Source organism: Pseudomonas sp. S32 (genome assembly GCF_016648095.1).
GTDB lineage: Bacteria > Pseudomonadota > Gammaproteobacteria > Pseudomonadales > Pseudomonadaceae > Aquipseudomonas > Aquipseudomonas parafulva.
The window spans coordinates 59,426-85,948 of sequence record NZ_JACVVF010000024.1 but is presented as its reverse complement, the minus strand read 5'-3'; the positions used below and the strand labels follow the sequence as shown (position 1 = coordinate 85,948).

The 26,523-nt window shown below is 53.6% G+C and carries 22 protein-coding genes and 1 pseudogene; 18 read left to right on the top strand and 5 right to left on the bottom strand.

The annotated features are described in order from the left end of the window. Nucleotides 1–38 precede the first annotated feature (38 nt). Entirely contained in the window at nucleotides 39–413 is a 375-nt protein-coding gene (locus IAE38_RS14970; RefSeq protein ID WP_201218154.1) for an XRE family transcriptional regulator, read from the bottom strand. Nucleotides 414–660: 247 nt separating this feature from the next. On the opposite strand from IAE38_RS14970, the gene IAE38_RS14965 reads away from it, so the two are divergent. Then, entirely contained in the window at nucleotides 661–1,149 is a 489-nt protein-coding gene (locus IAE38_RS14965) for a hypothetical protein (RefSeq protein ID WP_201162876.1), read from the top strand. Between the two features lie 180 nt (nucleotides 1,150–1,329). On the opposite strand, the gene IAE38_RS14960 is transcribed toward IAE38_RS14965, so the two are convergent. Next, complete coding sequence (locus tag IAE38_RS14960; protein WP_201162877.1) at nucleotides 1,330–1,812, bottom strand: helix-turn-helix domain-containing protein; 483 nt, start codon at nucleotides 1,810–1,812, stop codon at nucleotides 1,330–1,332. Nucleotides 1,813–2,111: 299 nt separating this feature from the next. Here IAE38_RS14960 and IAE38_RS14955 point away from each other — a divergent pair, with 299 nt between their 5' ends. From IAE38_RS14955 to IAE38_RS24335, 10 genes and pseudogenes are all read left to right on the top strand, one after another. Next, nucleotides 2,112–2,837 carry a metallophosphoesterase gene (locus IAE38_RS14955; protein ID WP_201162878.1) on the top strand — a complete coding sequence of 242 codons (726 nt, stop codon included), beginning with the start codon at nucleotides 2,112–2,114 and terminating at the stop codon, nucleotides 2,835–2,837. Nucleotides 2,838–3,496: 659 nt separating this feature from the next. Next, complete coding sequence (locus IAE38_RS24340; protein WP_442968296.1) at nucleotides 3,497–4,081, top strand: DUF6957 family protein; 585 nt, start codon at nucleotides 3,497–3,499, stop codon at nucleotides 4,079–4,081. Nucleotides 4,082–5,518: 1,437 nt separating this feature from the next. Further along, the gene (locus IAE38_RS14950) at nucleotides 5,519–5,821 is read left to right on the top strand and encodes a hypothetical protein (RefSeq protein ID WP_201162879.1); all 303 of its coding nucleotides are present in this window, start codon (nucleotides 5,519–5,521) and stop codon (nucleotides 5,819–5,821) included. 253 nt (nucleotides 5,822–6,074) lie between these two features. Continuing rightward, nucleotides 6,075–7,100 (top strand): LacI family DNA-binding transcriptional regulator, encoded by a 1,026-nt coding sequence (locus IAE38_RS14945; protein WP_201218153.1) that lies wholly within the window; start codon nucleotides 6,075–6,077, stop codon nucleotides 7,098–7,100. A 400-nt stretch (nucleotides 7,101–7,500) separates the two neighbouring features. After that, the gene (locus tag IAE38_RS14940; RefSeq protein WP_201218152.1) at nucleotides 7,501–9,105 is read left to right on the top strand and encodes a PQQ-binding-like beta-propeller repeat protein; all 1,605 of its coding nucleotides are present in this window, start codon (nucleotides 7,501–7,503) and stop codon (nucleotides 9,103–9,105) included. A 59-nt stretch (nucleotides 9,106–9,164) separates the two neighbouring features. Continuing rightward, the gene (tnpA, locus tag IAE38_RS14935; RefSeq protein ID WP_201218150.1) at nucleotides 9,165–9,485 is read left to right on the top strand and encodes an IS66-like element accessory protein TnpA; all 321 of its coding nucleotides are present in this window, start codon (nucleotides 9,165–9,167) and stop codon (nucleotides 9,483–9,485) included. Further along, a complete protein-coding gene (gene tnpB, locus IAE38_RS23910; RefSeq protein WP_236404044.1) occupies nucleotides 9,482–9,817 on the top strand; it encodes an IS66 family insertion sequence element accessory protein TnpB in 336 nt (111 codons plus the stop codon). Before tnpA ends, tnpB begins: the two co-directional genes overlap by 4 nt. Nucleotides 9,818–9,880: 63 nt before the next feature. Continuing rightward, nucleotides 9,881–11,416, top strand: a complete 1,536-nt coding sequence (gene tnpC, locus IAE38_RS14925; protein ID WP_201218149.1) for an IS66 family transposase — start codon at nucleotides 9,881–9,883, stop codon at nucleotides 11,414–11,416. Between the two features lie 44 nt (nucleotides 11,417–11,460). Continuing rightward, nucleotides 11,461–12,294 (top strand): annotated as a pseudogene (locus IAE38_RS14920) (membrane-bound PQQ-dependent dehydrogenase, glucose/quinate/shikimate family); the annotation flags it as partial. A 68-nt stretch (nucleotides 12,295–12,362) separates the two neighbouring features. After that, nucleotides 12,363–12,728 carry a winged helix-turn-helix domain-containing protein gene (locus IAE38_RS24335; protein WP_442967436.1) on the top strand — a complete coding sequence of 122 codons (366 nt, stop codon included), beginning with the start codon at nucleotides 12,363–12,365 and terminating at the stop codon, nucleotides 12,726–12,728. Nucleotides 12,729–12,798: 70 nt separating this feature from the next. Here IAE38_RS24335 and IAE38_RS14910 read toward each other — a convergent pair whose 3' ends face one another. Further along, on the bottom strand, nucleotides 12,799–14,136 hold the full coding sequence (locus IAE38_RS14910; protein ID WP_201162883.1) for a carbohydrate porin: 1,338 nt from the start codon (nucleotides 14,134–14,136) through the stop codon (nucleotides 12,799–12,801). A 922-nt stretch (nucleotides 14,137–15,058) separates the two neighbouring features. Here IAE38_RS14910 and IAE38_RS14905 point away from each other — a divergent pair. From IAE38_RS14905 to IAE38_RS14890, 4 genes are read left to right on the top strand one after another with little or no spacing between them, the layout of a single operon-like run. Continuing rightward, nucleotides 15,059–17,206, top strand: a complete 2,148-nt coding sequence (locus IAE38_RS14905; RefSeq protein WP_201162884.1) for a TonB-dependent receptor — start codon at nucleotides 15,059–15,061, stop codon at nucleotides 17,204–17,206. Nucleotide 17,207: 1 nt separating this feature from the next. Continuing rightward, the gene (locus tag IAE38_RS14900; protein WP_201162885.1) at nucleotides 17,208–17,999 is read left to right on the top strand and encodes an ABC transporter ATP-binding protein; all 792 of its coding nucleotides are present in this window, start codon (nucleotides 17,208–17,210) and stop codon (nucleotides 17,997–17,999) included. A 14-nt stretch (nucleotides 18,000–18,013) separates the two neighbouring features. Continuing rightward, nucleotides 18,014–18,949, top strand: a complete 936-nt coding sequence (locus IAE38_RS14895) for an ABC transporter substrate-binding protein (RefSeq protein WP_201162935.1) — start codon at nucleotides 18,014–18,016, stop codon at nucleotides 18,947–18,949. A 2-nt stretch (nucleotides 18,950–18,951) separates the two neighbouring features. Continuing rightward, nucleotides 18,952–19,974 carry a FecCD family ABC transporter permease gene (locus tag IAE38_RS14890; protein WP_201218146.1) on the top strand — a complete coding sequence of 341 codons (1,023 nt, stop codon included), beginning with the start codon at nucleotides 18,952–18,954 and terminating at the stop codon, nucleotides 19,972–19,974. Nucleotides 19,975–20,115: 141 nt separating this feature from the next. Here the strand turns inward: IAE38_RS14890 and IAE38_RS14885 are convergent, their stop codons facing one another. After that, nucleotides 20,116–21,105, bottom strand: a complete 990-nt coding sequence (locus IAE38_RS14885; protein WP_201162887.1) for a GlxA family transcriptional regulator — start codon at nucleotides 21,103–21,105, stop codon at nucleotides 20,116–20,118. 129 nt (nucleotides 21,106–21,234) lie between these two features. Here IAE38_RS14885 and IAE38_RS14880 point away from each other — a divergent pair, with 129 nt between their 5' ends. Beyond that, nucleotides 21,235–22,440 carry an S-(hydroxymethyl)glutathione dehydrogenase/class III alcohol dehydrogenase gene (locus IAE38_RS14880; RefSeq protein ID WP_201162888.1) on the top strand — a complete coding sequence of 402 codons (1,206 nt, stop codon included), beginning with the start codon at nucleotides 21,235–21,237 and terminating at the stop codon, nucleotides 22,438–22,440. 865 nt (nucleotides 22,441–23,305) lie between these two features. Next, nucleotides 23,306–24,199: a metal ABC transporter solute-binding protein, Zn/Mn family gene (locus IAE38_RS14875; protein WP_236404041.1), complete on the top strand. Its 894-nt coding sequence runs from the start codon at nucleotides 23,306–23,308 to the stop codon at nucleotides 24,197–24,199. Between the two features lie 86 nt (nucleotides 24,200–24,285). Here the strand turns inward: IAE38_RS14875 and IAE38_RS14870 are convergent, their stop codons facing one another. Then, nucleotides 24,286–25,275, bottom strand: a complete 990-nt coding sequence (locus IAE38_RS14870; protein WP_201162889.1) for a GlxA family transcriptional regulator — start codon at nucleotides 25,273–25,275, stop codon at nucleotides 24,286–24,288. 126 nt (nucleotides 25,276–25,401) lie between these two features. Here IAE38_RS14870 and IAE38_RS14865 point away from each other — a divergent pair, with 126 nt between their 5' ends. After that, nucleotides 25,402–26,514: an S-(hydroxymethyl)glutathione dehydrogenase/class III alcohol dehydrogenase gene (locus IAE38_RS14865; RefSeq protein ID WP_201162890.1), complete on the top strand. Its 1,113-nt coding sequence runs from the start codon at nucleotides 25,402–25,404 to the stop codon at nucleotides 26,512–26,514. Nucleotides 26,515–26,523 lie beyond the last annotated feature (9 nt).

Genomic DNA, 26,523 nt, shown 5'->3' with positions numbered 1-26,523 from the left:
GCTGAGCGTGATAAAAAATAAGCTAATGAATTAAGCGCTCAGGGCACTAGCTTGTCAGGGTCAATTTGACGACCTGGTTTCACCCGAGTGACTCTCCCCTGATCAAAGTGCTTTGTGAGACCCTCCCTTGGGCACAGAGCGTCAAGCTTCTTGAACTCAGTGCGCAGGTGGTCAAGCATTTGATCATCAGTCAGCCCATTAGTGAGCGCAGACGCAAGCACCAGTAGTGCGGCAGGATCGATTTCGAGCCTTAGCGCTACGGCCTCTAGCTTGTCGAGGGTAATGCTGGAACGCGCGTTCTCAATATTGTGCAAATGGCGCGCCTCTACGCTGCCGGACATCTGCTCTTGTGTGAACGCTTTAGCGTGTCTGATCCCGCGAACCAGGGCTGCCAGCGCCGGCATCAACGCCATTGTTCTTACCTCGCAAATGCGAGGATGAAGCCACGTTGATCGTCTCACACTATGCAATATAGTGCCTCTATCGGGATGTCGATTTGATATCGCGACACAGCCAGAGCAGACCTGAATGCCCATCGCCCGCTGGAGAGTGAGGGTGGGTTTGCTGAAACCACTGGACGTTTTATGAAGGTGAATCGCAGTCCGCACGGACAGATCAGCTCGAAGCCAATGGCTTTCGAGCACGAAAGGAGAGGTAATTATGTCGGACGCGAGTGTCATGAAAGGCGTGCTTGAGGTCGTCGGCCCTCACAACAATCTACCCGAGGGTAGTGAGTTCACATACCTGCGCTTCAAAGAGCCGGGTGGCGCCGTGCGCATGATGAAAAAAGTAGGGGTAGGGCATTACATCGCGTCCTACCTCAAGCCGGGGCTTGCCGGTGAATTTCACTTTGTGAAGCTTGGCCGACTGGGGTTCATTCTGTACGCCATCAAAACCGAGGCTGGGGAGAAGCTGTACGAGGCCGATGGGTTCAACAGTTGGATCAGGAAGATGCGGATCAGCGGCGGCGTGCTCGCTCTCCTGTTCGTTCCACTTAGCCTGGTGGGTCTGTTGTTCGGGGGGTACTTCGGGATCGTTGTGCCAATCGTGTTCGTGTACGTGATGTGGAAACTGATTGTCGGGTTTCCCAAGGTTCTTAAAGACAGCTATCTACGAGGGCAGCTCGCTGCAAGCGGCTTCATTGTGTAACCCAAGAGTGCTCAACTATTCCGTGAAGGTCAGGATCATCACACGATTTTCACATCAGCTGGGGTAAGGTCACAGAGCTCCTAGCAGATTCCATCCGGCCCGCTCTCCCCATCGCGGGCCTTTTTTTGCCTTGAGAAACGGGCCGCTGATGAAACCTGCCGGCAAGATCCAGGCAAGCAATCAATCCGCATCAGGCGTTCGCCGCCAGAGGTCATGAACCGTTGAGGTGCTCATGCCCAATCTTTTCGCTGTTTGCGTTTGTGTCAGGCCTTCGGCTTTGCACGCCAGAACGTTCTTGAGTTTGGTTTCATCAAACCGCTTGCCGGCAGGCCGCTTTATCAACTTGCCAGCCACAATCTGAGCCTGCAAAAGGTCAGTAATGCCATGCCGGTGGAGCTCGAGGATTTCCTGCTGGGCTCGCTCAAGCATCGCCGACGGTGGCTCGTTGGCTTCTACGCCTTGCGTGAGTGCCATGAGGGCTGTCGGGCTGACGCCCAGCGCGGCGCTGAGAGCATGAAGCTTATCCAGGGTAGGGGTGGCTGCGCCTTTTTCCAGCGTGCTGAGATAGTCAGCACTCACGGCATCCGCCAATTCTTCCTGCTTCAACCCTTTGGCCGCTCGAAGCGCTCGTAAAACGGCTGCCAGTGCCAGCTTAAGACTCATGCGTTATCAGCGCCCAAAGCCAAGCATGTAGCCATGTTGAGTATTCCGGTTCTACACTGTATAGTCTTGCCATTCGGAATATGGGCTGCGTGGTGACTCTTTGCGAGCCGGGTCATTAGTCGGATGCTCAAGCGCTATCAGCGCCCGCCTGGGATGCAGATCAATTTAGATGTAAATCGAGCGCGTGTGGGGATTTGCTCGATCGGGCGGCTACAGGAGAGTGGAGTTGAGGCTGCCGCTTTAAAAGTGAGGACTTCAATTGTGCTCAAAATCGTTGAGCCAGCGCACAGGAACGGACGATGAAGCTACGTGTTTTCTCTGACTTACACCTTGAGTTCGCGCCTTTCACCCCGCCGCCATGCGACGCTGATATCGTCCTCTTAGCTGGCGATATTGCCAAGGCGCGGGGTGTCCAGTGGGCCGATGAGTCTTTCGACTGCCCAGTGCTCTACGTTGCGGGCAACCACGAGTTCTACGGCGGCCACGTGGAAAATACGCTCAAAAAAATGAAGGCGATCCAGACCCAATATGTCCATGTGCTTGAGAACGAAAGTTTCGTGTTGAACGACACGCGGTTCTTGGGAACAACAGCTTGGACTGACTTTTCAAGCACGGGTGACGTGACCGCGGCTAAGCGCATGGCGCTTGAGTGGATGAATGACTTCAGCGTGATCCGCACGGGCGAAAGCTATCGTCGCCTGACCCCGGGCGATCTTGTACTGCGCAACCTCGTTGCGCGCGAGTGGCTTGAGCAGGAGTTGAAAAAGCCGTTTCCAGGTAAAACAGTGGTCATTACTCATCACTGTCCTGTCAGCAAGGTCGCTGGTGACAAGCTTGATAGCCATCTGACGGCGGCATACACCAACGAATGGGCTGATCTAGTAGACATGGCAGACCTTTGGGTCTTCGGTCATACGCATCGCCGGATCGATACGGTTGTGGGCATGTGCCGAGTCGTCTCGAATCCAAGGGGTTACCCCGGCGAAGCGTGCGGATTCGATCCGTCTTTGGTGATCGAGATCTGATGGCCGACGAGGGTGGATGTGCGTGTGCTCCGGGGTACGCGTATTACATGATCAAGACCTTCGGTGCCTCACTGAATGCCTGTGAGCTCTACCGACTTCCCAAGGTTGTCCAGAGAGCGAAGGAGGCGACTCCGTCAGAAGACATTGTCGGTTTTCTTTCCTGTGCGCTAGAACAACCTCCGCGAATGACCGGCCTCATCTTCTGCGATCACAGGCATACCTTTCCAGAAGGCTTTCCCATGCGTACCCCCTAATCGTAAACCGCTTCCACCGGAGGGGTTATCTGGTAGTAGAGGCCGAAACCGGTGGACTGTTTGTCGTAGCGCACTGGTACCACGAGAACGGAGAGCTTGGCCCGTTTTACTCATTGCAATAGCAGTTGAACGCTCGGAGGTTGCACATGTGGATGCCTTGGCGACGATCGCGTTTGAGCGACTCGGAGCAGATGATCACAGACTCAATCAAGGCGCTTAAAACCCTGGAGGTTCACGAGGGGAGGGTGTCGATCAATCCGTCAGAGGTACTTGGCCAGCCGGGTTATCTTGAAGCTCGAAGGCACGCCGCGGTGTTCGTAACGCGTCATCAGAATCATCAGCGGTTCGATACCTGGGGGGATGTAGACACAGTCGGCATGGAGGCGTACATGGATTACATTCGGAATGGCCTTCTTCAGATGCGAGCTGAGGGGATACCTCCAAGGCAAGCACTGCTGCGCGTCGCGGATGCATTCGGATCGTGGGTCTATTCCTGTGAACGATCAATCAAACCGTGACATTTTCAAGCCAGCGCTAAGCTGCGCCGTAACGACATTTCAGTGGGGCAAGCAAGTGGACGAACATCTCATCTCCGATATTTTGTATGGGCCAGCGCAAAGCCTGAGTGGGTCAGGCCTCAATGATGAGGGTCTCGCGCGCGTTGCTGGAGAGGACTATGCCGGGCAGGAGGTATGCGTCGTCAGGCATTGGCTCTTGCTTGATGTCCTGTTGCCCGAAGGTGAGCAGTCGCAGTTAGAGCGTGAGGGATTGCAAGCAACGGTTCTGTATGCCAACAGTATCGTGCATGACAGTCGCACACACATGAGGGGCGGAAAGGACATCATCTCGGGTTACGAGTCAGAGTCCTACGGTTGGCTCTTTCGAGCTGATGACACCACTTTCATCTTGGCCGGCCCTGGAGGTCGGAAATGCGTCAGCCTGCCAGCCATCACTGCTCTGCGTGACCATCTAGGCCGAGGCAGTTACTGAATGTGGCCTCACCACGCTGGAGGCAACAGCCACTGAAGGATCCTGATGGGTTTCATTGACGCATAGGCTAGCGACGATGAGCGATCCTGGTTCTCCTATGGCGATAGCTCCTGAAATCGCTCGCAACGAGCTCGCTTAAGCCGAGTGCCAACTCCTTACCGACTCTTTCTCCTGGCTGACCTAGCGGTATCCATGAGCGACCGCCAACACGCGACCATTGCACTTTTCGACAAGCATGTAGAGGTGATGAGTTGCAGGTATATTGATGGCCTAATGCCCTGTCGGGCTGCCAGTCAGTGTACGTGTGATGAGGGGCGGCATCCGGATGCAAGCGGTTGATCAGGAGGTTTGGCGTATTGCTAATGAGATGGAGTGCCTGGCGCCGGTACTCAGTACCTGGCTAGACAGCTATGTCCGCAAGTCGGGCATGGATGACTTGGTGAGAATAACGCCGGACTGTGTCGGAGAGCGGGCCTATGCGGCGCTGCGTGAGGCGCTGCTGGAGAAGTCGAGGAGGCACGTTTGGTACCACGACCATGGATGGCACATGGAACTGCGTAGGAGGTTGTTGGACTTCCTCCAGCGAAGATTACAGCGTCAGATCCTGGCAATCGGTCGGGGGTCAGAAGCGCTCGCTGAAGATCTGTTAGCTCATGATATAGGTGCCTGAGGCTTGGCGGATGTCTGTGGGCCGCCTTGAGTATCTTGCAGCGCTCCATCGACAAGTACTTCCTCATGGGAATGATGCTTGAGATCCGGATCGGCCCACGCCCAAAACACATCGCGCGATGTCACATCCTTGCCTCCTGACAAATTCCCTTTCAAGACGCGTAGACCGCTTCATCTAGCTCGCCGCCTTGGGGTAGTTTCTGAGAATGTCAGAGTAGGCGCACCTCTGTGTTGAAAGTCCTAGCGCTCCCGAGCTAGTGGAGGGAGTGCTAAGGCTCAACCTCCTCGACTCGGCCACCGCACGCCTCGAATTTCTCGCGATAACCAGAGCGGCAGTAATTATCTACCTTGGTGAGGCTTGGTGTAGGCGGGCAAGCATTTGGTGTGTTGGAGGTATTGAAGTGCTCGCACTGCTGAGTGGAGCGTGCCTGTGTTTCATGAAGCGAGTCGAAATTGTCTTGCAGTTTTTTGACATCGGCTTCGCACGCACTGACCTTTGCGTCTAGCTTCTTCAAGCAATCCAGGCCTTCGGGAGTGTCTGGGTTGATGTAGCGGTACTGCGTGCAGGCAGCGAGTAGCAACGACAACGACAATGACAGGGTGGCTAATCTAAGCAAATGCTGGCTCCATCAACGTTTACTGTGACCCATGCGACTTCGCTGGATGAGGTCGGTTCAGCAGCGGCACAGATCCTATGTGCTCTATACGGGCGGCCACCGTACTCTGGCAAACTGTCGATCTATCAATCGCGGTCTTTGGAGGAAATTCATGCTGACAGCTTCGGAGCTGCTGATACTGGCGCAGGAGGCACCTCAGAATCTGAGGCGCTGGTCGAGCTTCGTGGCGCAGATTGAATTCGTCTGGCAAAACCCCACTCTGGTAAAAAATGGTGGAAGGTGGCAGGCCCTCTGGTTTGAGATGGAGATCGTCAATGGCCTTGCATTGGCCGAGTGGGAGGAGGAAGGATACCCTAAGCATTGGTCGCACCGTTGGCGTGAAGGGTATGAACAGGATGCGCGAGAGTTGGTTTCGGAACTGCTGCTTCTTATCTGCCCTGAGCCTTCGGCGTAATCCGGTGCAATCAACGGATGTTGAAATCCATCGGCGCGGCAGCCAGCCTGATCGCATCAATGCGGTTCATTGAGCGACAGCTCGAACAAATTCCGAGCAGTAACCAAGATCATAGGTCGGCCATTTCACCGTGACCTGCGTTACGTTTCCGTGAATGAGCACATCCAAAGAGTCGCCGGCACCTGGCTGCGACTTGGTGTTGGAAAGGGCGCTCATACACGGCTTTTAGAAAGCCATCACCAGAGAGTCGCTAGTGCGTAAGAAGGTAACCATCGTTGAAATAGCAGCCGCTGCAGGCGTAAGCGTGAGCACGGCTGGTCGCGTGTTGAATGGCGCGTCCGGCGTGTCGCTGCAGAGACGGCGAAAGGTGCTTGAGGCCGTTCGTGAGCTGGGGGCAAGCCGGCTTCCTGTGCTGCCGGAAGGGCATAGTCTCAAGGTCTTGGTGATCCGCATGGGGCTGGACGATGATCCGTACTTCAAGCGTATGGACATGGCGTTGGATCAAGCTGCAGAGTCGCTTCCCAGCCAGATTGAGCTGGTGCGCCTGACAAACCTCTCGCCATTTGAGCTAAGCGAGCGGCTTAGAAATTTAGATTTTCGTCCGCACGGCGCAATCGTCCTTGCCTTCGACACCCTGGAAGTACGCTACGCCCTTGAACGACTGGGTCGTCAAAAAATTCCTATCGTTACCTTAACCACGGACATCAGGCTCAAGACACCGAGAAGCTTCGTCGGCATTGATAACGAGGCGGCGGGGCGGACGGCTGCTTTGATGATCAGCCGCTTTGTGCACAATCGTGGGAGGGTTCTCATGATTACAGGCTCGCAGGATTATGAGGTTCACCGGCAAAGAACCAAGGGGTTTGAGGACGCCCTGGCGGAGTATGCACCTCACTTGCAGCTTGTGGGGCCGATCGATGTTGCAGACATGAATGATCGAGCTCTTACGGCCACGCGCCAGGCGTTTTCTCGCCAAGTGGCTACTGTGGCTATTTACAACAGCGGCGGTGCGAATGAGGGCATCCGACAGGCCTTGGAGACGATCGATAGGGTGAGCAATCCTATCTGGATTACGCATGAAGCGAGCCCGCGGCATGTGAAGCTGCTTCGCAGCGGACAAGTTGCGCTGTTGATCGATCAGGATCCTTCTGCCCAAGCGCTAACTGGTCTCCAGCTGATACTGCATGCACACGGTGAGATTGCCGCGCCCCCTCGAGCTCGAGTGCCGTTTCGACTTGTTAGCGCAGAAAACTGGAGCGATCTTCCCTTGGTCGACTAAGAAACTAGGTTTTTCCCAGTGAACCCAGCGCGCTTGCCCTAGCATCTTTTAGCTGCAGCATCCGTCCCAGCTGTCTGTGATCACGTAATTCACGTGCGGGTAGTCCATGCCTGAGCTGACAAGTGCTTCAGTAAATTTTTTTTACAATGCCGCTTGGTTTTTGACCGAAATCGGTCAAAAACGCCTTGTCTTTGGGCTGTCTTCTGAAGCGACAGGCTTACCATCTGCATCGCGCCTGCTTCAACTTGTCGCACTCTCGCGATGGGTTTAGCGCAACCCTAATTTATGAGCTTGATATCGCTAATTCTCTGCTTTTTGCGGCGGATGGCATCTGCTCGAGCTCTAATCGGCGCTAATACCTTACACCGGATGTACTGCCGGTTTGTGGATAGGAAAAGAAATGCAGAAATGGTTGATACTGCTGATCCGAGTGGTCGGCGTTTTGCTAGGGCTGGCGGGAGCTGCTTTGGCGGGAGGAGGCTTTTATCTCATCACACTGGGAGGTTCGTGGTTCTACCTTCCTATTGGTCTGCTCATGCTATGCACAGGGTGGCTGACATTGAAGCGTCGGCCCGGAGCATTCTGGCTCGCTTGGCTCATGTTCGTGATCGTTGCTATTTGGGCTTACTGGGAAGTAGGCAGCGATTTCTGGCAGCTTGTTTCTCGCGTCATGATTTTCGGTGTGATTTGCTTGGTGTTGACCGCTCTGGCGCCTCAGCTCAATGCAAGCGAGCAAGGTGGCATCAAGCGTGCTCCGGCCACTATTTTGAGCGTAATAGTTGCCGTTGGTTTGATCTCGACCTTCGCATCCATGTTCCGCCCACACGCACAGGTAGAAGCTCAAGCTGACGCCAAGTTCCCGATTATTCATCCTGAAGCGGGTGATGCAGAGGGCAAAGACTGGCCGGCATGGGGTCGGAACTTGGCAGGCGATAAGTTTGCCCAGTTCGATCAGGTAAACAAGCAGAACGTGAAAGATCTGAAGGTCGCCTGGACGTACAGAACAGGCGATCTGTCGGTCGACGGTTCTGAATACCAGGTAACTCCAATCAAAATCGATGACACCTTGTACCTATGCACTCCCTTGAACAAGGTGATCGCTCTTGATCCGGTGACCGGTGCTGAGCGTTGGCGCTTCGATCCTAAGATGGAGGTCACTCGTGGCAATAAGGGTTGGAAACGATGCCGAGGTGTCAGCTACATCGACCTGGCCCCATCTGCAGGTGCCGACGGCAATTCTCAGCCCACCACTCCACAGCCTGCGGCTTGTGAGAAGCGCATCGTTAGCACAACGAACGATGCTCGACTCTTCGAAGTGGACGCCAAGACTGGTAAGGCGTGCACCGATTTTGGTGACAACGGCTTCGTGAATCTGCTGGACGGTCTGGGTGACACTGCAGCCGGCTCTTACTATCTCACCTCTGCGCCGCTGGTTGCTGATGGAGTGATCATGGTGGGGGGCAAGCTCAACGACAACATGACCGTTGGTGAGGCTTCGGGTGTAGTTCGTGGTTACGACGCGGTCACTGGCAAGCTGTTGTGGGCGTGGGATCCTTCCCGCGGTGCCGAGGACAGCAGCCCGCTGCCAGCGGGTGAGGTTTATGCCAAGGAGTCGCCGAATTTCTGGGGTACCGCTTCGTACGATCCGAAGCTGGGCCTGGCATACTTCCCGACCGGCAACCAGACTCCGGACTTCTGGACTGGCAACCGTCACAGCTACTCGGATGAATACAACGACTCGATCGTTGCCATTGAGCTGAAAACAGGCAAAGAACGCTGGCATTTCCGTACGGCTAACACCGACCAGTTTGACTACGATGTATCGTCGCAACCGATCCTGTATGACCTCCCGCTGCCAGATGGCACCGTGCGTCCAGTGGTCATTCAGCTAACCAAGCGTGGTCAGATCTTCGTCTTGGATCGCGCAACAGGCGAGCCAGTTGTACCCGTTACGTACAAGAAAGGTAAGCGTCCGGCGAACTCACCTTCCGAACTCCAGCATTAAGGGCGATGGTGTCCGCGTATTTTTAAGCGGACGCGATCACCCTTATCGCCAGGATTTCCATGCGCCAACGAAGCTCTTATCCGAAACCATTCAAAGCTCAGGTCGTTCAGGAATGCCTGCAACCTGGCGCGACGGTGTCCAGTGTCGCCATCAGCCACGGCATCAATGCCAACGTCATTCGCAAATGGCTGCCGCTCTATCGAGATCAGCCCGCAGCGACTTCACTGCCGGCTTTCGTCCCGCTAAAAGCCGCACCTAAACGGCCAGTCGAAGCGTTAGTGATCATCGAGTTGCCCGTGGCCGGACAAGTGATCACGGTGAAATGGCCAGCCTCGGATCCTGAGGGTTGTGCGCAGTTTATTCGGGCTGTCGCTCAATGATCCGCATTGATGCGATCTGGCTGGCCACCGAGCCCATGGACATGCGCGCCGGCACCGAAACCGCTTTAGCCCGAGTGATCGCGGTGTTTGGTGCGGCGAAGCCGCACTGCGCTTATCTGTTCGCTAATCGCCGGGCTAACCGGATGAAAGTGCTGGTACACGATGGCGTGGGCGTCTGGCTCGCAGCGAGACGACTGAACCAAGGCAAGTTCCACTGGCCGGGCATTCGCCATGGCGGAGAGGTCGCACTCGACAGCGAACAACTCCAGGCGTTGGTACTGGGCCTGCCGTGGCAACGCGTTGGCGCAGGCGGTGTGATTACCGTGCTTTAACCGCCGGCCATTTGGCCGGTCTACTTGTCGTCGTCCCGCTTCTGCTCTGGCACAATCGGCGGCATGACTTTCTCGCCCAACCTCGACCAAATGACCCCGGAACAGCTTCGTGCCTTGGCGGCACAGGCGTTGCAGTTGCAGTCCCAGGTCGAGGCGATGAGCAGAAAGATCCAGAACGATGAAATCCTCATCGAACAGTTCAAGTTCGAAATCGCCCTGCTCAAACGCCACAAATTTGCCAAGCGCAGCGAGCAAATCAGCCCGGCGCAAAGCAGCTTGCTGGATGACCTGCTCGACACCGACCTTGAAGCTATCGAGGCCGAGCTGAAACAGCTTCTCCCAGCTGCGCCACAGGCCGAACCACGGCAGTCCCCGAAACGTGCGCCCTTGCCGCCGCAGTTTCCACGCACGGTAATTCGTCACGAACCTGAGAACACCCAGTGCGCCTGTGGCTGCCAACTTCAACGCATCGGCGAAGACGTCAGCGAGAAGCTGGATTACACGCCGGGCGTGTTTACCGTCGAGCAACATGTACGTGGTAAATGGGCCTGCCGTCAGTGCGAAACCCTGATTCAGGCGCCGGTGCCGGCGCAGGTTATCGACAAAGGTATCCCGACCGCAGGTTTGTTGGCCCACGTGATGGTGGCCAAGTTTGCCGATCACTTGCCTCTGTACCGGCAGGAGAAAATCTTTGGTCGCGCCGGACTGGCAATTGCTCGTTCGACCTTGGCGCAATGGGTCGGACAAACTGGCGTGAGACTTCAGCCGCTAGTTGATGCTCTGCGTGAAGCGGTGCTGAACCAGGGTGTGATTCACGCCGATGAAACACCGGTGCAAATGCTTGCGCCAGGCGAGAAGAAAACCCACCGGGCATATGTCTGGGCCTACAGCACGACGCCGTTTTCGGCGCTCAACGCGGTGGTTTACGACTTCAGCCCAAGCCGTGCCGGGGAACATGCTCGCAACTTCCTGGGTGACTGGAACGGCAAGCTGGTTTGCGATGACTTCGCTGGCTACAAGGCCGGATTTGAGCAAGGCATCACTGAAATCGGGTGCATGGCTCACGCCCGTCGCAAGTTCTTTGATCTGCACGTAGCGAATAAAAGCCAGCTGGCTGAACAGGCCCTGCACTCGATCAGCGGTTTGTACGAGGTCGAACGCCAAGCGCGGGACATGAGTGATGAAGATCGTTGGCGAATACGTCAGGAGATGGCGGTGCCAATCCTCAAAACACTGCATGACTGGATGTTGGCCCAGCGCGACTTGGTGCCCAACGGATCAGCCACAGCTAAAGCCCTCGATTACAGCCTGAAACGCTGGGTAGCGCTAACGCGCTACCTGGACGATGGGGCTGTGCCCATCGACAACAACCAAGTTGAAAACCAGATACGTCCATGGGCGCTTGGGCGTTCGAACTGGCTATTTGCCGGGTCACTGCGCAGTGGCAAACGGGCGGCTGCAATCATGAGTCTGATCCAATCGGCGCGCATGAATGGGCATGATCCGTATGCCTATCTCAAAGATGTGCTGACGCGGCTGCCGACCCAACGGGCCAGTGAGATCGGGCAGTTGTTGCCGCATCAGTGGATGCCGGCCTGACTTACGCAAGGTGAGTTCGCCGGACGCTTACCAAGAAAGTACCTACGGATGCTATGCCAGGCATGAAGGTGGCTGACCACCAGCCATACTCCGCACTTTCAGTGGGCGTAGAGCCACTGAAGGAAAAGGACATGTGGGGTGCAACACTGTTCGATCAGATGCTCTGCCGTATCGATTTCCTGAAGATGCGCTGGGAAGGTGAATGGACTCCGCTTTCCGACCAGAAACGAACGCTCATCTGGCCAGGCTACTACGGTGGCTTTAACTGGGGTGGTGGTGCTCTGGATGCGCGTACTGGTACGTTGATCGTCAACGATATTCGTATGGCGATGTGGGGCAAATTCATCAAGCGTGAAGAGGCCAACAAAGCCGGCCTGGTGCCGTCAACCGAAGGTGAATACTCCGAGCAGTTGGGCACTCCGTGGGGTGTTGAGCGCTCGATGTTCCTGTCGCCTCTGGGAACGCCGTGCTTCAAGCCTCCGTTTGGCTCGATGACTGCCATCGATCTCGCGACCCAGAAGGTCAAGTGGCAGGTGCCGATGGGTAGCATTCAAGATGCGCCTATAAAAGGCATCGCCCCGGGCGTGTATCTGCCAATCGGCATGCCAACCCTGGGTGGCCCACTCGTCACGAAAGGTGGCCTGACGTTCTTCCACGGTTCGCTCGACTACTATGTGCGTGCACTGGACAACGATACTGGTGAAGAGCTGTGGCGTGACCGTCTGCCGGTTGGCGGCCAGGGTGTCCCGATGACCTACGTAGGCAATGACGACCAGCAGTATGTCGTGGTTGTTGCTGGTGGGGCCACTCGTACTGGTACCAACAAGAATCGCGGCGATTACGTGATTGCTTACTCCCTGAAGTCGAAAGCTGAATAAGCCCCCAAATACCAAGGTGTCGCAGTCTTTGCACTGTGATGCCTTGGTTACTTTCCGCAGCTCCATGAATGCCACCCCTAGGTTCGAAGATGAACCAGGGCTTGTGGCTGTCTTTGCCAATCACGGGGGAGACATTTGTGCAGTTTCAGGTTTTGGATTTGAATGTCGATCTTGATAAGCGAGAGATTAGCTGTGGGGGCAGCCGTGTGAGGCTCTCCTCCATACCGTTCGGTGTATTGGTTTTGCTAGCAAAGAATTGTGAAAGCATCGTGTCTAGAGAGAAACTTCTGGATGAGGTCTGGGGACTTAAATTTGACCCTGGAACAAAAGTAGTAGATGTGCAATTGACTAGGTTGAGGCGGGAGCTCAAAGATATCGGATGCAGTGCAAAAATTATGAACTCGAGGAGCGCGGGTTTCAAACTCTGCACGTGAGTAGAAAAATTCTGCTGTCGAGGGTCGCTGCGCGAGTGACTCGCGCAGCGAAGGGAAGCTGGGAGGAAAGTTAGAAACTTGACCCTACCTGCAGGCCGATCACTACCGCGTTTTCTACTTCCCTGACGTTTCCAGGGTTACGGATGTATTGGATGTTAGGCATCAAGTGAAGCCAGTTAGTAGCTTGGATTCGATAGTTTAGCTCGGCTTGGTAACTGGTATGCTGCTCTGGGATGTACGAAGGGCTGTCAAAATACACTCCGTTAACCTGGTTCTTGAATTGGGCGTTTTCTAGGTATTGATCGCTAGCGTGTACGCGCGACAGGCCAAGCCCTAGCTGATCAAGCGGGCGGAAATCAAAAGGCCCTTTATACACCAAACTGATATGCATATAGCTATCGACGGGAGTAGTTGCTTGGTCTTGAAAACTAAGGCTTGCTGCAAGCACTAGACCTCGGCTTTGATCGTTGTTCTTGCTGCTGATCTGTTGCTTTGCATTAAGCCACCAGCCGCTGCGACCATCATGGACTCTGTACTGATTCTGAGTGAGCGCTGCTGGTTGACCGTTGACGTCATTGAGTACGTCAGGACGGTTGACCGTATTCTTGAAGTATCCAACACGGTACTCACCAGGTAATTTCCCGATACGTGGTGTCCAGACAAGCTCCACCGGCACCATGGTGCCACTTGTTCCGTGTGTTCGAAGCTTTAAACCGTTGTCGTTGTCCAGGCTCGAGGGATCAACGTTGTAGGCAGCGATTTTGGCGACAAGGTCATCTGCCAATGCATACTGAAGACGAACTGCCCACGAACTGATAGGGCTGTTGTAGATGTCATTGACGTAGTTGCCAGGCTGCGAACCACAAAACGATAAATTTTGGAATGCGCAATCTGCAGTGGCGAACTCATCGCCTACTGTGAAACGCCCGATCTTTACGTTCAGTTTGTTGTCGATCCAGCCTTTCGACAGCCAGAATTGGCTTAGCCGTGTAACACTTCCTCTGCCGTGGATTTCTTGAGTCGCTCCGAAACCACCGACGCGACGGTCGTTAAGAGCATCCTCATCCAGGCCGCGACCATTGCGATTTGATAGACGGATTTCCGCTTCCGCATTTTTCCAGGACAGCAATTCCGAAAGATCTAGCTTTGCACCTGCTGACCACTGATCTGCATAACGGGCGGTATGGTGGGAGGCGCCCCCATGGACATTCGCTGCAATTTCACTCAGGTAGCTGAATTCTAGATCAACACCCTGGTCAGCAAGTTCTCCCCGGGAGCCGTTCCAGTCTCCGAGCATCCAAGGCGAAGAGGGCGAGAGTGGTTCATGCGCAAGCGCCTGAGGAGTGTAAAGATTTATTAGGGCAAGAATGCTTAAGGTGGAGGTGGTGAAGGTATGGCGGAGGTACATCCATAGTTCCTATGTTTGGTTTCTGTACGTACACCTAAAGCTTAGAGGACTGCCATGGTGTTCTGCGATTTTACCAACTGGCGTACTGCAGAAAGGTTAAATTTCTCTGGTTCGTCCTGCGAGAACGTCGGCTAACAAAAAAGTTCGAGTAAATTGTTATTGCAAATAAATTTGGTACGGGTAACGCTATTCAGGCGTTGCCCCCAAGATCTATTAGTCGGGAGCCTCTGTTTCCCGCTGGTTAAGCTGGTGAAATGCTCGGTAAAATTATTGATTGCAATAGCCTCCGCGATACAGGCTAAGGTCGCTGGGGAAGTTAAAAAGCTTGGTCAGTGTTGGAGTGCTTTCGGCGTAGCAATCACTGATGCCAAGACGTATGCATCCTGCATTGGATACAGCCTCTTAATCGTTTTTGAGTAAGGCGCTGCTGGATTCGAACCCGTACGGAATCGGACGCCTTGCTGCTGTAATAGCTCACCACTAGCAGTTCGTCCTCGTAAACCTCCATTTCATCAATCTTGACACGTAGTGCTGATTCGATCTCGGCTAGGCGATCAGGCTCGATGCTGATGCGAAATAAATCTGCTGCGCGCTTGAGGTCAAGCTTGCGAGTCATAATGTTCACGAGTCATCTGGCCTGGGACGTCGTCTTTGCAGAGCACCTTTCTTCAGCAGTTGGCGAAAAGGATGCGTGCGAGAGATCACCCACAGGTGGTAGCGAACGGCGCCGAATAGGACTGAAACGGCCATTAATGATTCCGGTTTGAGGAGGCTTGCGAAGAGCCTTTGAGCTTCTTTCAGTCCAGCGTGGAGGAGGGCTCAAGCGGTGATCGCCCGCATTTCGATTATGGATATGTTATAACGTATCTTTTAGGCCTGTGCGTTCTGACGCTCGGGTTAACCATGAACTCGAATGACATCCATGAACTCCTTAGCATCCACTCCGTTTCTCGTATCTGCGCTATGGCTTGCCATTGCTGACTCAAGTGCTTACGCCGCAGAACCAACCTCGATTTCCCTTCCCGCTAGTACTATTGCTGCTGACCTCATCGCTGATGAGACGCAGATCGGGCTTGATGTGTCTAACACTGCCGGAAGCCGCTTGGGGCTCAGCGCGTTGGAGACGCCAGCGAGTACAACGGTTCTGACGGGGGGGAGCATCAGAAGCCACGGCGACACTACGGTGCAGGATGCTGTCGCGCGCAGTCCTGGCATTACGAGTATAGGTGCGCCCGGCGATGGCGGAACGGCGCTATCTGCCCGCGGCTTCACGGGGCAGGGGTCTGTGATGCAGCTTTTTGACGGCACTCGCCTGTACTCGGGAATGGGCTCCTCGACATTCCCCGTCGATACCTGGGCGGTCGAGCGTGTCGACGTGCTCCGAGGCCCTGCCTCGGTTCTTTACGGTGAAGGCGCCACTGGTGCTGTAGTGAATGTCATCCCGAAGAAGCCGTTTGATGGAGAGATCCGGAATCGGCTTCGCCTGGGTTACGGTTCCAACGACAGCCAGCAGGCGGCCTTGGACAGTGGTGGCTCACTAAGCGATACATTCACGTATCGACTGAATCTGAATCAGCTGCGTAGCAATGGATGGATCGATCACGGCGATTCTCAAGGCACATTCATTAGTGGCTCGCTTCGCTGGCAGGTAAACGAGGCGTTCTCGCTTCAGCTATCGCATGATTCGGGTGACCACACCCCGATGAACAATTTCGGTGTGCCCCTCGTTGATGGTCACTACAAGAGCAGTTTGCGATACAAAAACTATAACGTTGGCGGGGCTAAGCAGCATTACGATGACCAGTGGACGCGGCTGACGGCTACCTGGCAGATTTCCGATGCGGTCAGTTCTACCAATGAACTGTATTACCTGAAGTCGCGGCGTCGATGGGCTAACGCGGAAAACTACAATTGGGACACCGATAACCAGCAGCTACTGCGTAGCGGGTTCTACGGTATCAAGCACAATCAGGAGCAGGTTGGCGACCGACAAACCTTCACGATTCAGCACTCCTTATTCGGGCTGAACAGTCAGAGTCTTGTAGGGTTTGATGTCAACCGTATTCGCTTCAAGCTGACCAATAACTCTCCTTACGATGATGTGGTGACAGCTGGCGAGCCGATCGATCTGCACCACCCGAACCGGGACGGATTCCACAGTGCCTCGGAATACCTTCCACTGTCGAAAAGCGTTACCCGCCAAGCGTCGTTCTTTGCAGAAAATCGGACTGAATTGACGGAACGCCTGTCTCTCATCACCGGCTTGCGACGTGATTATGTGGATATCAACCGAGACGACCTGCGAAGCGGCTCGAGCTCCGGAAAAAATCTGATTGGAAATAATTGGAAGGTCGGCATCGTCTATGAGTTAACGCCTGATATGTCCATCTATGGTCAGCAGTCGACCAGCACCGACGGGGTAGGGGGGCTAATCAGCCTGAGCCCGAGCCAGCAACAGTTTGACCTAGCCAAAGCCCGTCAGACCGAGATGGGCTTCAAGCAAATGTTTTGGGATCAAAAGGGGTCTTGGACAGTTGCTGCCTATCACATTGTTAAAAAGAAACTTTTAACCGCAGATCCGCAAGCGCCTGGGTCGTCATTACAGGTGGGTCAGCAGTCGTCGAACGGAGTCGAAGCCAGTCTGGATCTTCAACTGCCCTATGACTGGAAGCTCCAAGCAAATGCCGCTCTGGTAAAGGCGAAGTACGACGATTTTGATCAGGCGGTGAATGGCGTTGCGGTGTCACGCAGCGGCAATCGACCGATTAATGTACCGCGACGCACTGCCAATCTCTGGCTGGATAAGGCGTTTTCGCAGGACTTGAATGCAGGGGCGGGCCTGCGCTATGTCGATGCTCGCTATGCCGACATCGCGAACATGAACAAGCTTCCCTCCTACACCGTCGTCGATGCAGCCGTTTCCTGGAAAGCCTTGAAGAACACAAAATTGGGTCTGCAGCTCAGGAACGTTTTCGACCGAGAGTATGCGAGCACGCAATACAACGAGGGGCAGCAGTGGATCCTGGGTGAGCCTCGCTCCTTCTATCTGACTGCCGACATCGACTTCTAATATGACAGGCGCCCTATTAACTATCAGGGACGTGGGCTGGACATCACCAAGGAGTGGCTCTGGCGTTGAGCCATTCACGCTCAAGAACATCTACATGCGCATCGAGTCAGGCGAATTCGTGGGGCTTATCGGGCCTAACGGAGGAGGAAAGACCAGCTTACTGCGCTGCGCCATGCGCTACAGCAAACCAGAGAGTGGCGTGGTGGGTCTGTCAGGAGATGACCTCTGGGCGCAGCCTGCGCGATGGAGTGCCCAGCGAATTGCTGTCGTTGGGCAAGAGTTTCCTTCAACCTACGGTTTAAGCGTGCGGGAAGTGGTGGCGATGGGGCGCATTCCGTACCAACGGGGATTTCAGAGCGAAAGCACCAGGGATCGGGTAACGGTCAATGATGCGCTCGAGACAATGGGCTTAGTCCACCTCCAGGATCACGACTTTGGGCTGCTCTCCGGTGGAGAAAAACAGCGGACGTTGCTTGCCCGGGCTGTGACTCAAGATCCCCAGGTACTCATCCTGGATGAACCCACCAACCACCTTGATCCCAAGCATCAGGTTGAGTTGCTGGCTCATGTCAAGAAGCTGGGCGTGGCGGTGATCGCGAGTCTTCACGATCTCAATTTAGCCGCGGCGTTTTGCGACCGTCTTTACGTTATCAAGGATGGTCGGATCACTGCCCAAGGACGCCCGTGGGATGTCCTCACGCCAGATAATTTGTTCGAGACCTACGGCGTTGAAGCCTTAGTCGATGCGCATCCCCAAATCGGGACGCCCCGTATTACTTGGAAAATCGTGTGAAACCTATCTTTACGATGGCAGTTTTGCTGGTCAGCTTGTTGGCTTCGATCACTGCCCAAGCGAGTTCATATCCAGTCACCGTTAAAAGCTGCAGCCGAAGCGTCGTCTTCACTCACCCACCTGCGCGGGCGGTCAGCCAGGACGTGAATCTGACAGAAATGATGGTCGCTCTGGGGCTGCAGTCGCACATGGTCGGCTATAGCGGCGTCACGGGCTGGAATAAACCCACCGGCGGATTGATGACCGCCCTCAAGGGATTACCGGAGGTGGCCACGCATTATCCAACCGTGGAAACACTGCTGAACGTGAACGCAGATTTCTTCTTCGCTGGCTGGAACTACGGAATGATGGTCGGAGGTGATGTCACGCCTCAGACGCTGAAGCCTCTAGGTATCCAAGTTTATGAGCTGACTGAATCCTGCTCGCTCATTGAACCAAGTGCTACAGCTAGCTTGGAGCAGGTCTACACCGACCTGGCTAACCTCGGCAAAATCTTTGATGTCGAAGATCGCGCGCAATTGCTGATCACGCAGCTACGCAAGCGTCAGCAGGCGGTTATTCATCGGGTGGTCGGAAAGAAGAAGCCTCGAGTGTTTGTTTATGACAGTGGGGAAGATCGTGCCTTCACTGCGGGCCGACAGGCTATCCCTCAAGCCTTGATTGAGACGGCTGGAGGGCGGAACGTTATGGATGGCATTAGTGCCAGTTGGACGCAGATCGGATGGGAGAGCGTGGTGGAGGCAGACCCGCAATTCATCGTCATTATTGACTACGGTGAGCGAAGCGCGGCGGAGAAGATTCAATTTCTACGTGAGAACCCCGCGTTGCAGTCTATTGAGGCAATTCAAAACAAGCGATTCGTGGTGCTTCCCTACAGTGCCATGACGCCGGGAATTCAGAACCTCGGTGCAATCGAAGCTTTGGCAGCCGCATTTGATGAAGAGCGATGATCATGGCTCCGATCAAGACCCCAGATGCTTACGCCGGGCTCCTTGTATTGCTCGCAAGCCTGATTGTGTTTGTGTGTCTAACGGCGCTCGCTATCGGAGCTGCACCGGTACCGCTCAAGGTCGCGTGGCAGGTTGTTCAAAGTCACCTACTTGGGGCTGAGCCGCTGGATGCCACATCTGGGCAGGATCACATCATCTGGTTGATCAGAGCGCCGAGGGTTGCCCTAGCTGTTCTTGTCGGAGCGGGACTCGCAATGGTTGGTGCTGCTCTCCAAGCTGTTACACGAAACTCTTTGGCGGATCCGCATCTCCTGGGAGCGACTTCCGGTGCAGCACTTGGGGCTGTCGTTGTCGTTATGTACGTAGGGGAGCTATTGGGTCAGTTCACTTTGCCGCTCGCCGCGTTTCTGGGAGCTTCAGCTTCTCTTTTGCTTGTAATGGCAATCGCTCGGAAGCACGGCACTTTCACGAGTGATCGGCTGCTGCTGAGCGGTGTAGCGGTGTCGTTTGTTTTGATGGCCGCGGCTAATCTCCTGTTGTTTCTGGGTGATCATCGTGCGAGTTCATCAGTTCTGTTCTGGATGATGGGTGGGCTTGGTGCGGCTCGCTGGGAGCTATTGTGGCTGCCGCTCTGTGTGATTGTGTTGGGAGGTCTCGCGCTTTGGGCGTGTGGGCGTTCTCTGAATGCGCTTATGGCTGGTGAACAGACGGCTGTCAGTCTGGGCGTGGACGTCCATCGAGTGCGGATTAGTGTATTTGTCATGACCTCGTGCATGACGGGTGTAATGGTGGCACTAAGCGGGTCGATCGGCTTTGTGGGGCTTATGGTTCCTCACATAGCCCGCCGGCTGGTGGGCGCCGAGCATCGACGCCTAATACCGCTCTGCGGGTTGCTCGGCGCTTTGCTTGTGGTGTGTATGGACATCGTCGCCAGGACTGTGATCGCTCCTCAGGACTTGCCAATCGGTGTTGTCTCTGCAGCGATAGGTGGGATGTTCTTTATCGTATTCATCTACCGCAGTTAAGTCTGAGCTTGGCCCGAAAAATGATACATAGCGTGCGTATGCTGCATCGTCGCTACGCTTTCGGGCCCAACCACGCAGAACACCGTTAGCGTTCGGACGTTCGTGCCGTCCCCCGCTTCATCTCATAAGTCCACCAGGCCTTCAGTGCGCTTCATATTGATCGCGGTATGCTTTCGGTGTGACACCTAGGTGCCGCTGAAATACTCTCCTCATGTGTTCTTCTGAGCCGAATCCACATTGTGCGGCGATACGCTTCAAAGCTACGTCTTCATCAGCTAGCAAACGTCGTGCGCGCTCGAGCCTCGCGCGCTCTATGAATTCAGAGGGCGAGCTTTCGGTTTGACGTTGAAAGACCCGCCGCAGGTTGCGAGTGCTCATGTTCGCCTGGGATGCAAGTGTTTCTAGAGTAAGATCCCGGCTAAGGTTTTGAAGAATCCAGATCTGTAATTCTCTTATTCCGGAATGCGGAGTCATCTGGCTACCGAGATGCTGGCTAAACTGAGACTGCCCGCCGGGACGCTTTAGATAGACGACTAGCTCTCGCGCTATGGTTAATGCCAGATCCTGTCCGAGATCCTGCTCTACTAAAGCTAGGCTCAAATCTATAGCCGCCGATACGCCGGCACACGTCCAAATCCGTCCGTTTTGAATGAAAATGGCATCAGCGTTGACATTGATTTCCGGAAATTCGGTAGCGAGCCGGGTAGCAACGCTCCAGTGAGTGGTTGCGTCAAGGCCATCCAGGACACCCGCTTGCGCGAGAAAAAAAGCCCCAGAGCAAACGCCCACGAGCCGATCAATCCGGGATGCTGCGTGTCTGCACCAATCAACGATAGGGCGATGCTGATGTACTGCTGTTGTAATGTCACGGGCGCCAACAATCAGCGCGGTGTTAGGCAGGATTCTGCTCCGCAGAGATTCCGCATCGAGTCTGGCTAACGTGTCGGATTGAATCGAGCCCGCCTCTGGCGCGACTAAGTGGAGGTCGTAAAGGGGAGGCTCGCCGCTCGCTGTCAAATGCGCATTGGCGTAGTCAAACACCGTGAGCGCACCTACAGCTTCGAGGGACTTGAAGCCGGGATAAATGACAATGTGTACGGTGTGGAGGGCCGGTGCATCGGTTAGCCTCATTGGATAGGTTCCTTGGCTGTGGCAATCGGACAGACTTCAAGCGAATGTGGCCAACCTGAGGCGGGTGGTCTTGCAGACGCAATCAGCTGTTGTATCTTTTGATACGTTATAACCTAACGGAGTACAACAATGAAAACACGTGCCGCTATCGCTTGGGGGCCTAATCAGCCACTAGAATTTGAAGAAGTTGACCTTGAGGGCCCAAAAGACGGGGAAGTGCTCGTCCGGATCGTCACGACCAGCCTTTGTCACACGGACGTCTTCACTTTGTCCGGGCGAGATCCTGAAGGGAAATTTCCTTGCATCCTCGGTCACGAGGGGGTGGGTATCGTTGAGGACGTAGGCCGCGGCGTTACGTCCGTGAAGCCAGGCGATCATGTCATTCCGCTGTATACGCCAGAAGATCCAAACTGCCCCTTCATCAAATCTGGTAAGACCAACCTTAGCCAGTCTATTCGAAAGACCCAGGGCGAAGGACTAATGCCTGATGGCACAAGTCGTTTTTCCTATAAGGGACGGACAATTTTCCACTACATGGGTACATCCACATTCAGTGAGTACACCGTTTTGCCCGAAATTGCCGTTGCTAAAATCGATCCTGCAGCTCCGCTGGCCAAGGCTTCGATTATGGGTTGTGCGATTCCGACGGGCATTGGTGCTGTCCGGAACACTGCCAAGGTTCGTCCGGGTGATACCGTTGCTGTATTCGGCCTGGGCGCTGTCGGAATGGCAGTTATCCAAGGAGCTGTTCTCCAAGGGGCGAAACGTATCATCGGCATTGACGTCAACCCCAACAAGTTCCCATTAGCCATGTCTCTTGGAGCGACTGAGTGCGTAAATCCTAGGGACTACAACGAGCCACTTCAAAACGTCATCATTGACATGACGAATGGTGGTGTAGATTTCTCTTTTGAATGTGTGGGTAATGTCGAACTCATGCGAGCCGCGCTTGAATGCTGCCATAAAGGATGGGGAGAAAGTATCATCATCGGCGTGGCCGGCGCTGGAGAAGAAATCGCTACCCGACCGTTCCAATTAGTGACTGGTCGAGTGTGGAAGGGGAGCGCTTTTGGCGGGGTATTGGGTCGGTCTGAGCTTCCAGGCATGGTTGATGAATGGCTTCGTGGTGAGATTAACGTTGATCCATACATCACTCACAATATGGATCATGAAACACTGAACCATGCATTTGACCTTCTGAAGCGTGGTGAGGCGATTCGTTCGGTAATCCATTACCAAGAGCGTGAGACACTTAGCCATGATTTGCCTGGAGTGATCATTGATCGTAACGGGCGCGTGATTCCAAAGCCGGAACTGAAGCATACACCTGCTTGAATATAGAGCGGCCCTGTCTAAGGCAGGGCCGTTCTCGTTGGGTTAGACCTGCTTGTTGTGATGTCGTAATTCTATATATATTAATGATAATTTGAGTCAACCGTATGGCCTGAGTCGGTGAGGGTAATGCAATGAAGCAAATCACAAAAGAGAAGTGTAGCTTGAGACTGACCTCCTTGAATAATCGCCAGTTAGTCGGTGCGGGAGTTTTCTTGGGAGGGTGGTTTCTTATCATAAGCTATCTAGTTATCCATCAGTCGGGTTAAAAAGCGACCGCCACTGAGTCAGTAAATGAAAAGGGATCGAAGCGGCGCGTAAAACCTTTAGTAACCCGCCACCGCTACCTCTAACCCGCAAGAGTGTTCACACTAGAGGTGCGACAGGAAGGCTGAAGGGCAGCGCCATCTCCAGGGGGAATACGCTCATCTCAAACAACTGATGAAAAATAAAGGGATGATGTTTTTTCTATTTTTCCCCTGTGTGAGTATTTTGTACACATAATTTGAATTGCAGGTCATTTCCTAGGTGCGATATGTTGTCTGGCAATATGTCGTCAGAAGAAAGTAAGGTTGAACTTCTGTGAGTGGAGGCTGGTTTATATCGCTTCTATCTCGAAGCTTTAGTTTATTGTGTAGCGATTGCGTGCGTGCTTAATTATAATATTATTTTGCTTCGTCTACTATCGAGTGATTGTGGTGGCTGATAGTGGCGGAAAGTTTGGGGGGTTTGTCTTTGGTTCTACTCAAAGCTAACGAATGTAACGGCGTGTAAGCTTGAGTACTTCAAATTTATATTGGTGGGTATGTGTGGGGCTGTGGTTGATAAGTAAATCTCTTCTAGCATGATGTGAATAGAAGGAAGTGAAATGAGACTGTCTCGTGCTGTGGTTGCACTAATGAGCTCAATTGGTTGGCTGTTCGGTAGTTCAGTGGCATGCGCGAATACGCTTAACGTTGTATCAAGCTTTACCGTACTTGCCGATGTTATCAAAAACGTAGGTGGTGATGGTGTCAAGGTGAGGAGCATTGTCCCTCCAAATGGCGATCCCCACAAATTTGAGCCCTCACCAGCTGACGCAAAATCGCTGAAGGAGGCTGATATCACATTCATCAGCGGCTTAGGATTAGAAAGTTGGTTTGAACGGCTAGCTCTGGCCTCAGGAAATCAAAATCCACCGGTCGTTGTGTCCGAAGGAATTAAGCCAATCACTTTTTCTGAAGGCCGAAAAACGAAAATAGATCCTCATGTATGGAACAGTGTGGCAAATGTTAAACTCTGGGTGACTAAGATTGAGGCGGAGTTAACCAAAGCAGATCCTAATCAAGCGAAGAAATTTAGTGATAATGCGGACTCTTACCTAGCTAAGCTTGATGCTTTAAATCAGCTCATTATCATACAGCTCGCTGAGGTACCACTTGCGCAACGAAGAGTGTTAACGAGTCATGATGCGTTTGGATATTATGCAATGGAATACGGAGTGAGTTTCCTCTCACCTCTGGGCCTTTCCACTGAGATAGAAGCATCCGCGGCTGATATAGCTACGTTGATTGACCAAATTCGACGAGAGGGGGTTAGGGTATATTTCACTGAGAACTCAAATGACTCTCGGCTTGTGTCTCAGATTGCGAATGCCACTGGAGCTAAGACAGGTGGTGTTCTTTACCCGGAATCTCTTTCAGATGAGAATGGCCCCGCATCAAACTATATTAAGCTGATGGAATACAATACGCGACAAATAGTGCGGGCGACTATGCTGTGATTTAGGCACACGGAGTTCTCTCGGCTAATGAGATCTCCGCGTGCGACACAGCGAGCGTTTCTGATGTAAATGGCGCACTGCTTAGGTCACGCTTTTGTAAACCGGTCGCGGTATTCTTTGGGCGTTACTGATAGAAACTTTTTAAAAGCAAGGCGCATATGGTCAGCGCTAGTAAAGCCGCTCATGAACGATACTGTTTTGATGGGCAGGCTTCCACCGCTTAGCAACCGCCTGGCATGATCAATTCTGGCTTGATCTAGGAACTGGGATGGGCACATGCCCACTTCTTTGCTGAATGTTCTGGTGAAATGTCTTGTGCTCATAGCCGAGCGCTCAGCCATAGAGGCTACGGACATTTTGCTATTGAGATTCTCAATTACCCAATTTTGGATTTCACGCATGCTTGTGTTCTGCGTTCTTTGTGAAACTAAATTTGCACTGAACTGTGATTGTCCACCAGGCCGCTTAAGGAAGATTACTAGATCCTGAGCAACTTCAAGTGCTAGCCGATGACCATGATCCTCCTCTACAAACGCTAACGCTAAATCAATCGATGCACTGACCCCTGCAGATGTCCAGAAGTTCGCGTCTCTGATATAGATGGAATCAATATCTAGCTTCACTTCCGGATATTTCTTCGCAAAAGCATCATTCATCCTCCAGTGTGTGGTGGCTCGTCGACCATTCAATAATCCTGTAGCTGCAAGGAAAAATGCGCCAGAACATAGTGCGGCGAAGCGTGGAGTGCTGGGTGCGGCTCGATGGATCCACTCGATAATCGATGGATTTTCGATTACTGCATTCTCGATGTAGTGAGCACCCACGACGAGAATTGAGTGGGCATCGGTAGACATTTCTAGGTCAATTGTCGCATCCAGGGTCATGATTGTATCTGATGGTACAGGGCCGATTTTGCTTGAACGGATAGCGACCCTGTAGCCCGGCGGATAGCCGTAAGACTCCAAAATCCTATTGGCATAGCTGAATACGGTCATTGGGCCGATTGCTTCAAAGGCTTTGAAACCTCGGTAGATAACCAGCTCAATTGACCTGGTCTGGTAGTCGTCTAAGAGCATTTCGTTTTTCTCCCATGTCCCAAATCGACGGCAGTTTGGCCGACATCGACGGAGCTTGTGGACTCAAGATAGTGGGGGAGGGCGTAAGCTGCGATCACAACCTCCCCGTAACCAAAGGTGATGACAATGATAAAATCACGAGCAGCTGTAGCATTTGGGCCCAAGCAGCCACTGGAAATTGTTGAGGTTGACGTCCAGCCTCCGAAAGCCGGTGAGGTGTTGATCCGTGTCGTAGCGACCGGGGTATGTCATACAGATGCGTACACGCTCTCCGGGCAAGATTCCGAAGGGGTCTTCCCTTGCATTCTTGGGCACGAAGGAGGCGGCATCGTCGAGGCTGTGGGCGAAGGCGTGAAAGGCTTGGCCGTGGGCGATCATGTAATTCCCCTTTACACGGCAGAGTGCGGGGAATGTAAGTTCTGCAAATCTGGTAAGACAAACCTCTGCCAAGCGGTACGTGCTACTCAAGGCAAAGGATTGATGCCAGATGGAACCACTCGATTCAGCTACAAAGGAGAGCCGATCTATCACTACATGGGCTGCTCGACATTTTCTGAATATACCGTTCTGCCCGAAATCAGCCTGGCCAAGATCCCGAAAGACGCGCCGCTCGAGAAGGTATGTTTGCTTGGTTGTGGAGTGACTACAGGTATCGGGGCCGTTCTCAACACTGCGAAAGTCGAGAAGGGCGCAACTGTCGCTATCTTCGGATTGGGCGGAATCGGGTTGGCTGCGGTAATCGGGGCCAAAATGGCAGGTGCTGGTCGTATCATTGCTGTGGATATCAACCCTGCAAAATTTGAAATTGCCCAAGAGCTTGGCGCAACTGACTTCATCAACCCCAAAGAATACGATCGCCCAATCCAAGACGTCATCGTTGAACTTACAGATGGCGGTGTTGACTACTCTTTTGAGTGCATCGGCAATGTTAATCTGATGCGCGCCGCTCTCGAGTGTTGCCATAAGGGTTGGGGCGAGTCGGTTATCATCGGTGTTGCGCCTTCTGGCGCTGAGATTTCGACCAGACCGTTCCAGCTCGTCACCGGTCGTGTATGGCGCGGTTCCGCCTTTGGGGGAGTAAAAGGAAGAACTGAGCTTCCCTCTTACGTCACCAGATCGCAAGCTGGCGACATCCCGCTCGATAAGTTTATTACCCACAATATGGGGCTTGAAAAAATCAATGAAGCATTCGATCTCATGCACGAAGGTAAAAGTATAAGAACAGTGATTCACTTCTAAACAGCAATT

Excerpts from the sequence above, each read along its gene's own strand:
- IAE38_RS14865 (WP_201162890.1), top strand. The coding sequence starts at position 25,402 with ATGATAAAATCACGAGCAGCTGTAGCATTTGGGCCCAAGCAGCCACTG.
- IAE38_RS14880 (WP_201162888.1), top strand. The coding sequence starts at position 21,235 with ATGAAAACACGTGCCGCTATCGCTTGGGGGCCTAATCAGCCACTAGAA.
- IAE38_RS14905 (WP_201162884.1), top strand. The coding sequence starts at position 15,059 with ATGAACTCCTTAGCATCCACTCCGTTTCTCGTATCTGCGCTATGGCTT.
- IAE38_RS14870 (WP_201162889.1), bottom strand. The coding sequence starts at position 25,275 with ATGCTCTTAGACGACTACCAGACCAGGTCAATTGAGCTGGTTATCTAC.
- tnpA (WP_201218150.1), top strand. The coding sequence starts at position 9,165 with ATGCGCCAACGAAGCTCTTATCCGAAACCATTCAAAGCTCAGGTCGTT.
- IAE38_RS14955 (WP_201162878.1), top strand. The coding sequence starts at position 2,112 with ATGAAGCTACGTGTTTTCTCTGACTTACACCTTGAGTTCGCGCCTTTC.
- IAE38_RS14895 (WP_201162935.1), top strand. The coding sequence starts at position 18,014 with ATGGCAGTTTTGCTGGTCAGCTTGTTGGCTTCGATCACTGCCCAAGCG.
- IAE38_RS14885 (WP_201162887.1), bottom strand. The coding sequence starts at position 21,105 with ATGAGGCTAACCGATGCACCGGCCCTCCACACCGTACACATTGTCATT.
- tnpB (WP_236404044.1), top strand. The coding sequence starts at position 9,482 with ATGATCCGCATTGATGCGATCTGGCTGGCCACCGAGCCCATGGACATG.
- IAE38_RS14950 (WP_201162879.1), top strand. The coding sequence starts at position 5,519 with ATGCTGACAGCTTCGGAGCTGCTGATACTGGCGCAGGAGGCACCTCAG.
- IAE38_RS14960 (WP_201162877.1), bottom strand. The coding sequence starts at position 1,812 with ATGAGTCTTAAGCTGGCACTGGCAGCCGTTTTACGAGCGCTTCGAGCG.
- tnpC (WP_201218149.1), top strand. The coding sequence starts at position 9,881 with ATGACTTTCTCGCCCAACCTCGACCAAATGACCCCGGAACAGCTTCGT.
- IAE38_RS24335 (WP_442967436.1), top strand. The coding sequence starts at position 12,363 with ATGCCACCCCTAGGTTCGAAGATGAACCAGGGCTTGTGGCTGTCTTTG.
- IAE38_RS14900 (WP_201162885.1), top strand. The coding sequence starts at position 17,208 with ATGACAGGCGCCCTATTAACTATCAGGGACGTGGGCTGGACATCACCA.
- IAE38_RS14875 (WP_236404041.1), top strand. The coding sequence starts at position 23,306 with ATGAGACTGTCTCGTGCTGTGGTTGCACTAATGAGCTCAATTGGTTGG.
- IAE38_RS14890 (WP_201218146.1), top strand. The coding sequence starts at position 18,952 with ATGGCTCCGATCAAGACCCCAGATGCTTACGCCGGGCTCCTTGTATTG.
- IAE38_RS14940 (WP_201218152.1), top strand. The coding sequence starts at position 7,501 with ATGCAGAAATGGTTGATACTGCTGATCCGAGTGGTCGGCGTTTTGCTA.
- IAE38_RS14910 (WP_201162883.1), bottom strand. The coding sequence starts at position 14,136 with ATGTACCTCCGCCATACCTTCACCACCTCCACCTTAAGCATTCTTGCC.
- IAE38_RS14970 (WP_201218154.1), bottom strand. The coding sequence starts at position 413 with ATGGCGTTGATGCCGGCGCTGGCAGCCCTGGTTCGCGGGATCAGACAC.
- IAE38_RS14965 (WP_201162876.1), top strand. The coding sequence starts at position 661 with ATGTCGGACGCGAGTGTCATGAAAGGCGTGCTTGAGGTCGTCGGCCCT.
- IAE38_RS24340 (WP_442968296.1), top strand. The coding sequence starts at position 3,497 with ATGGCCTTCTTCAGATGCGAGCTGAGGGGATACCTCCAAGGCAAGCAC.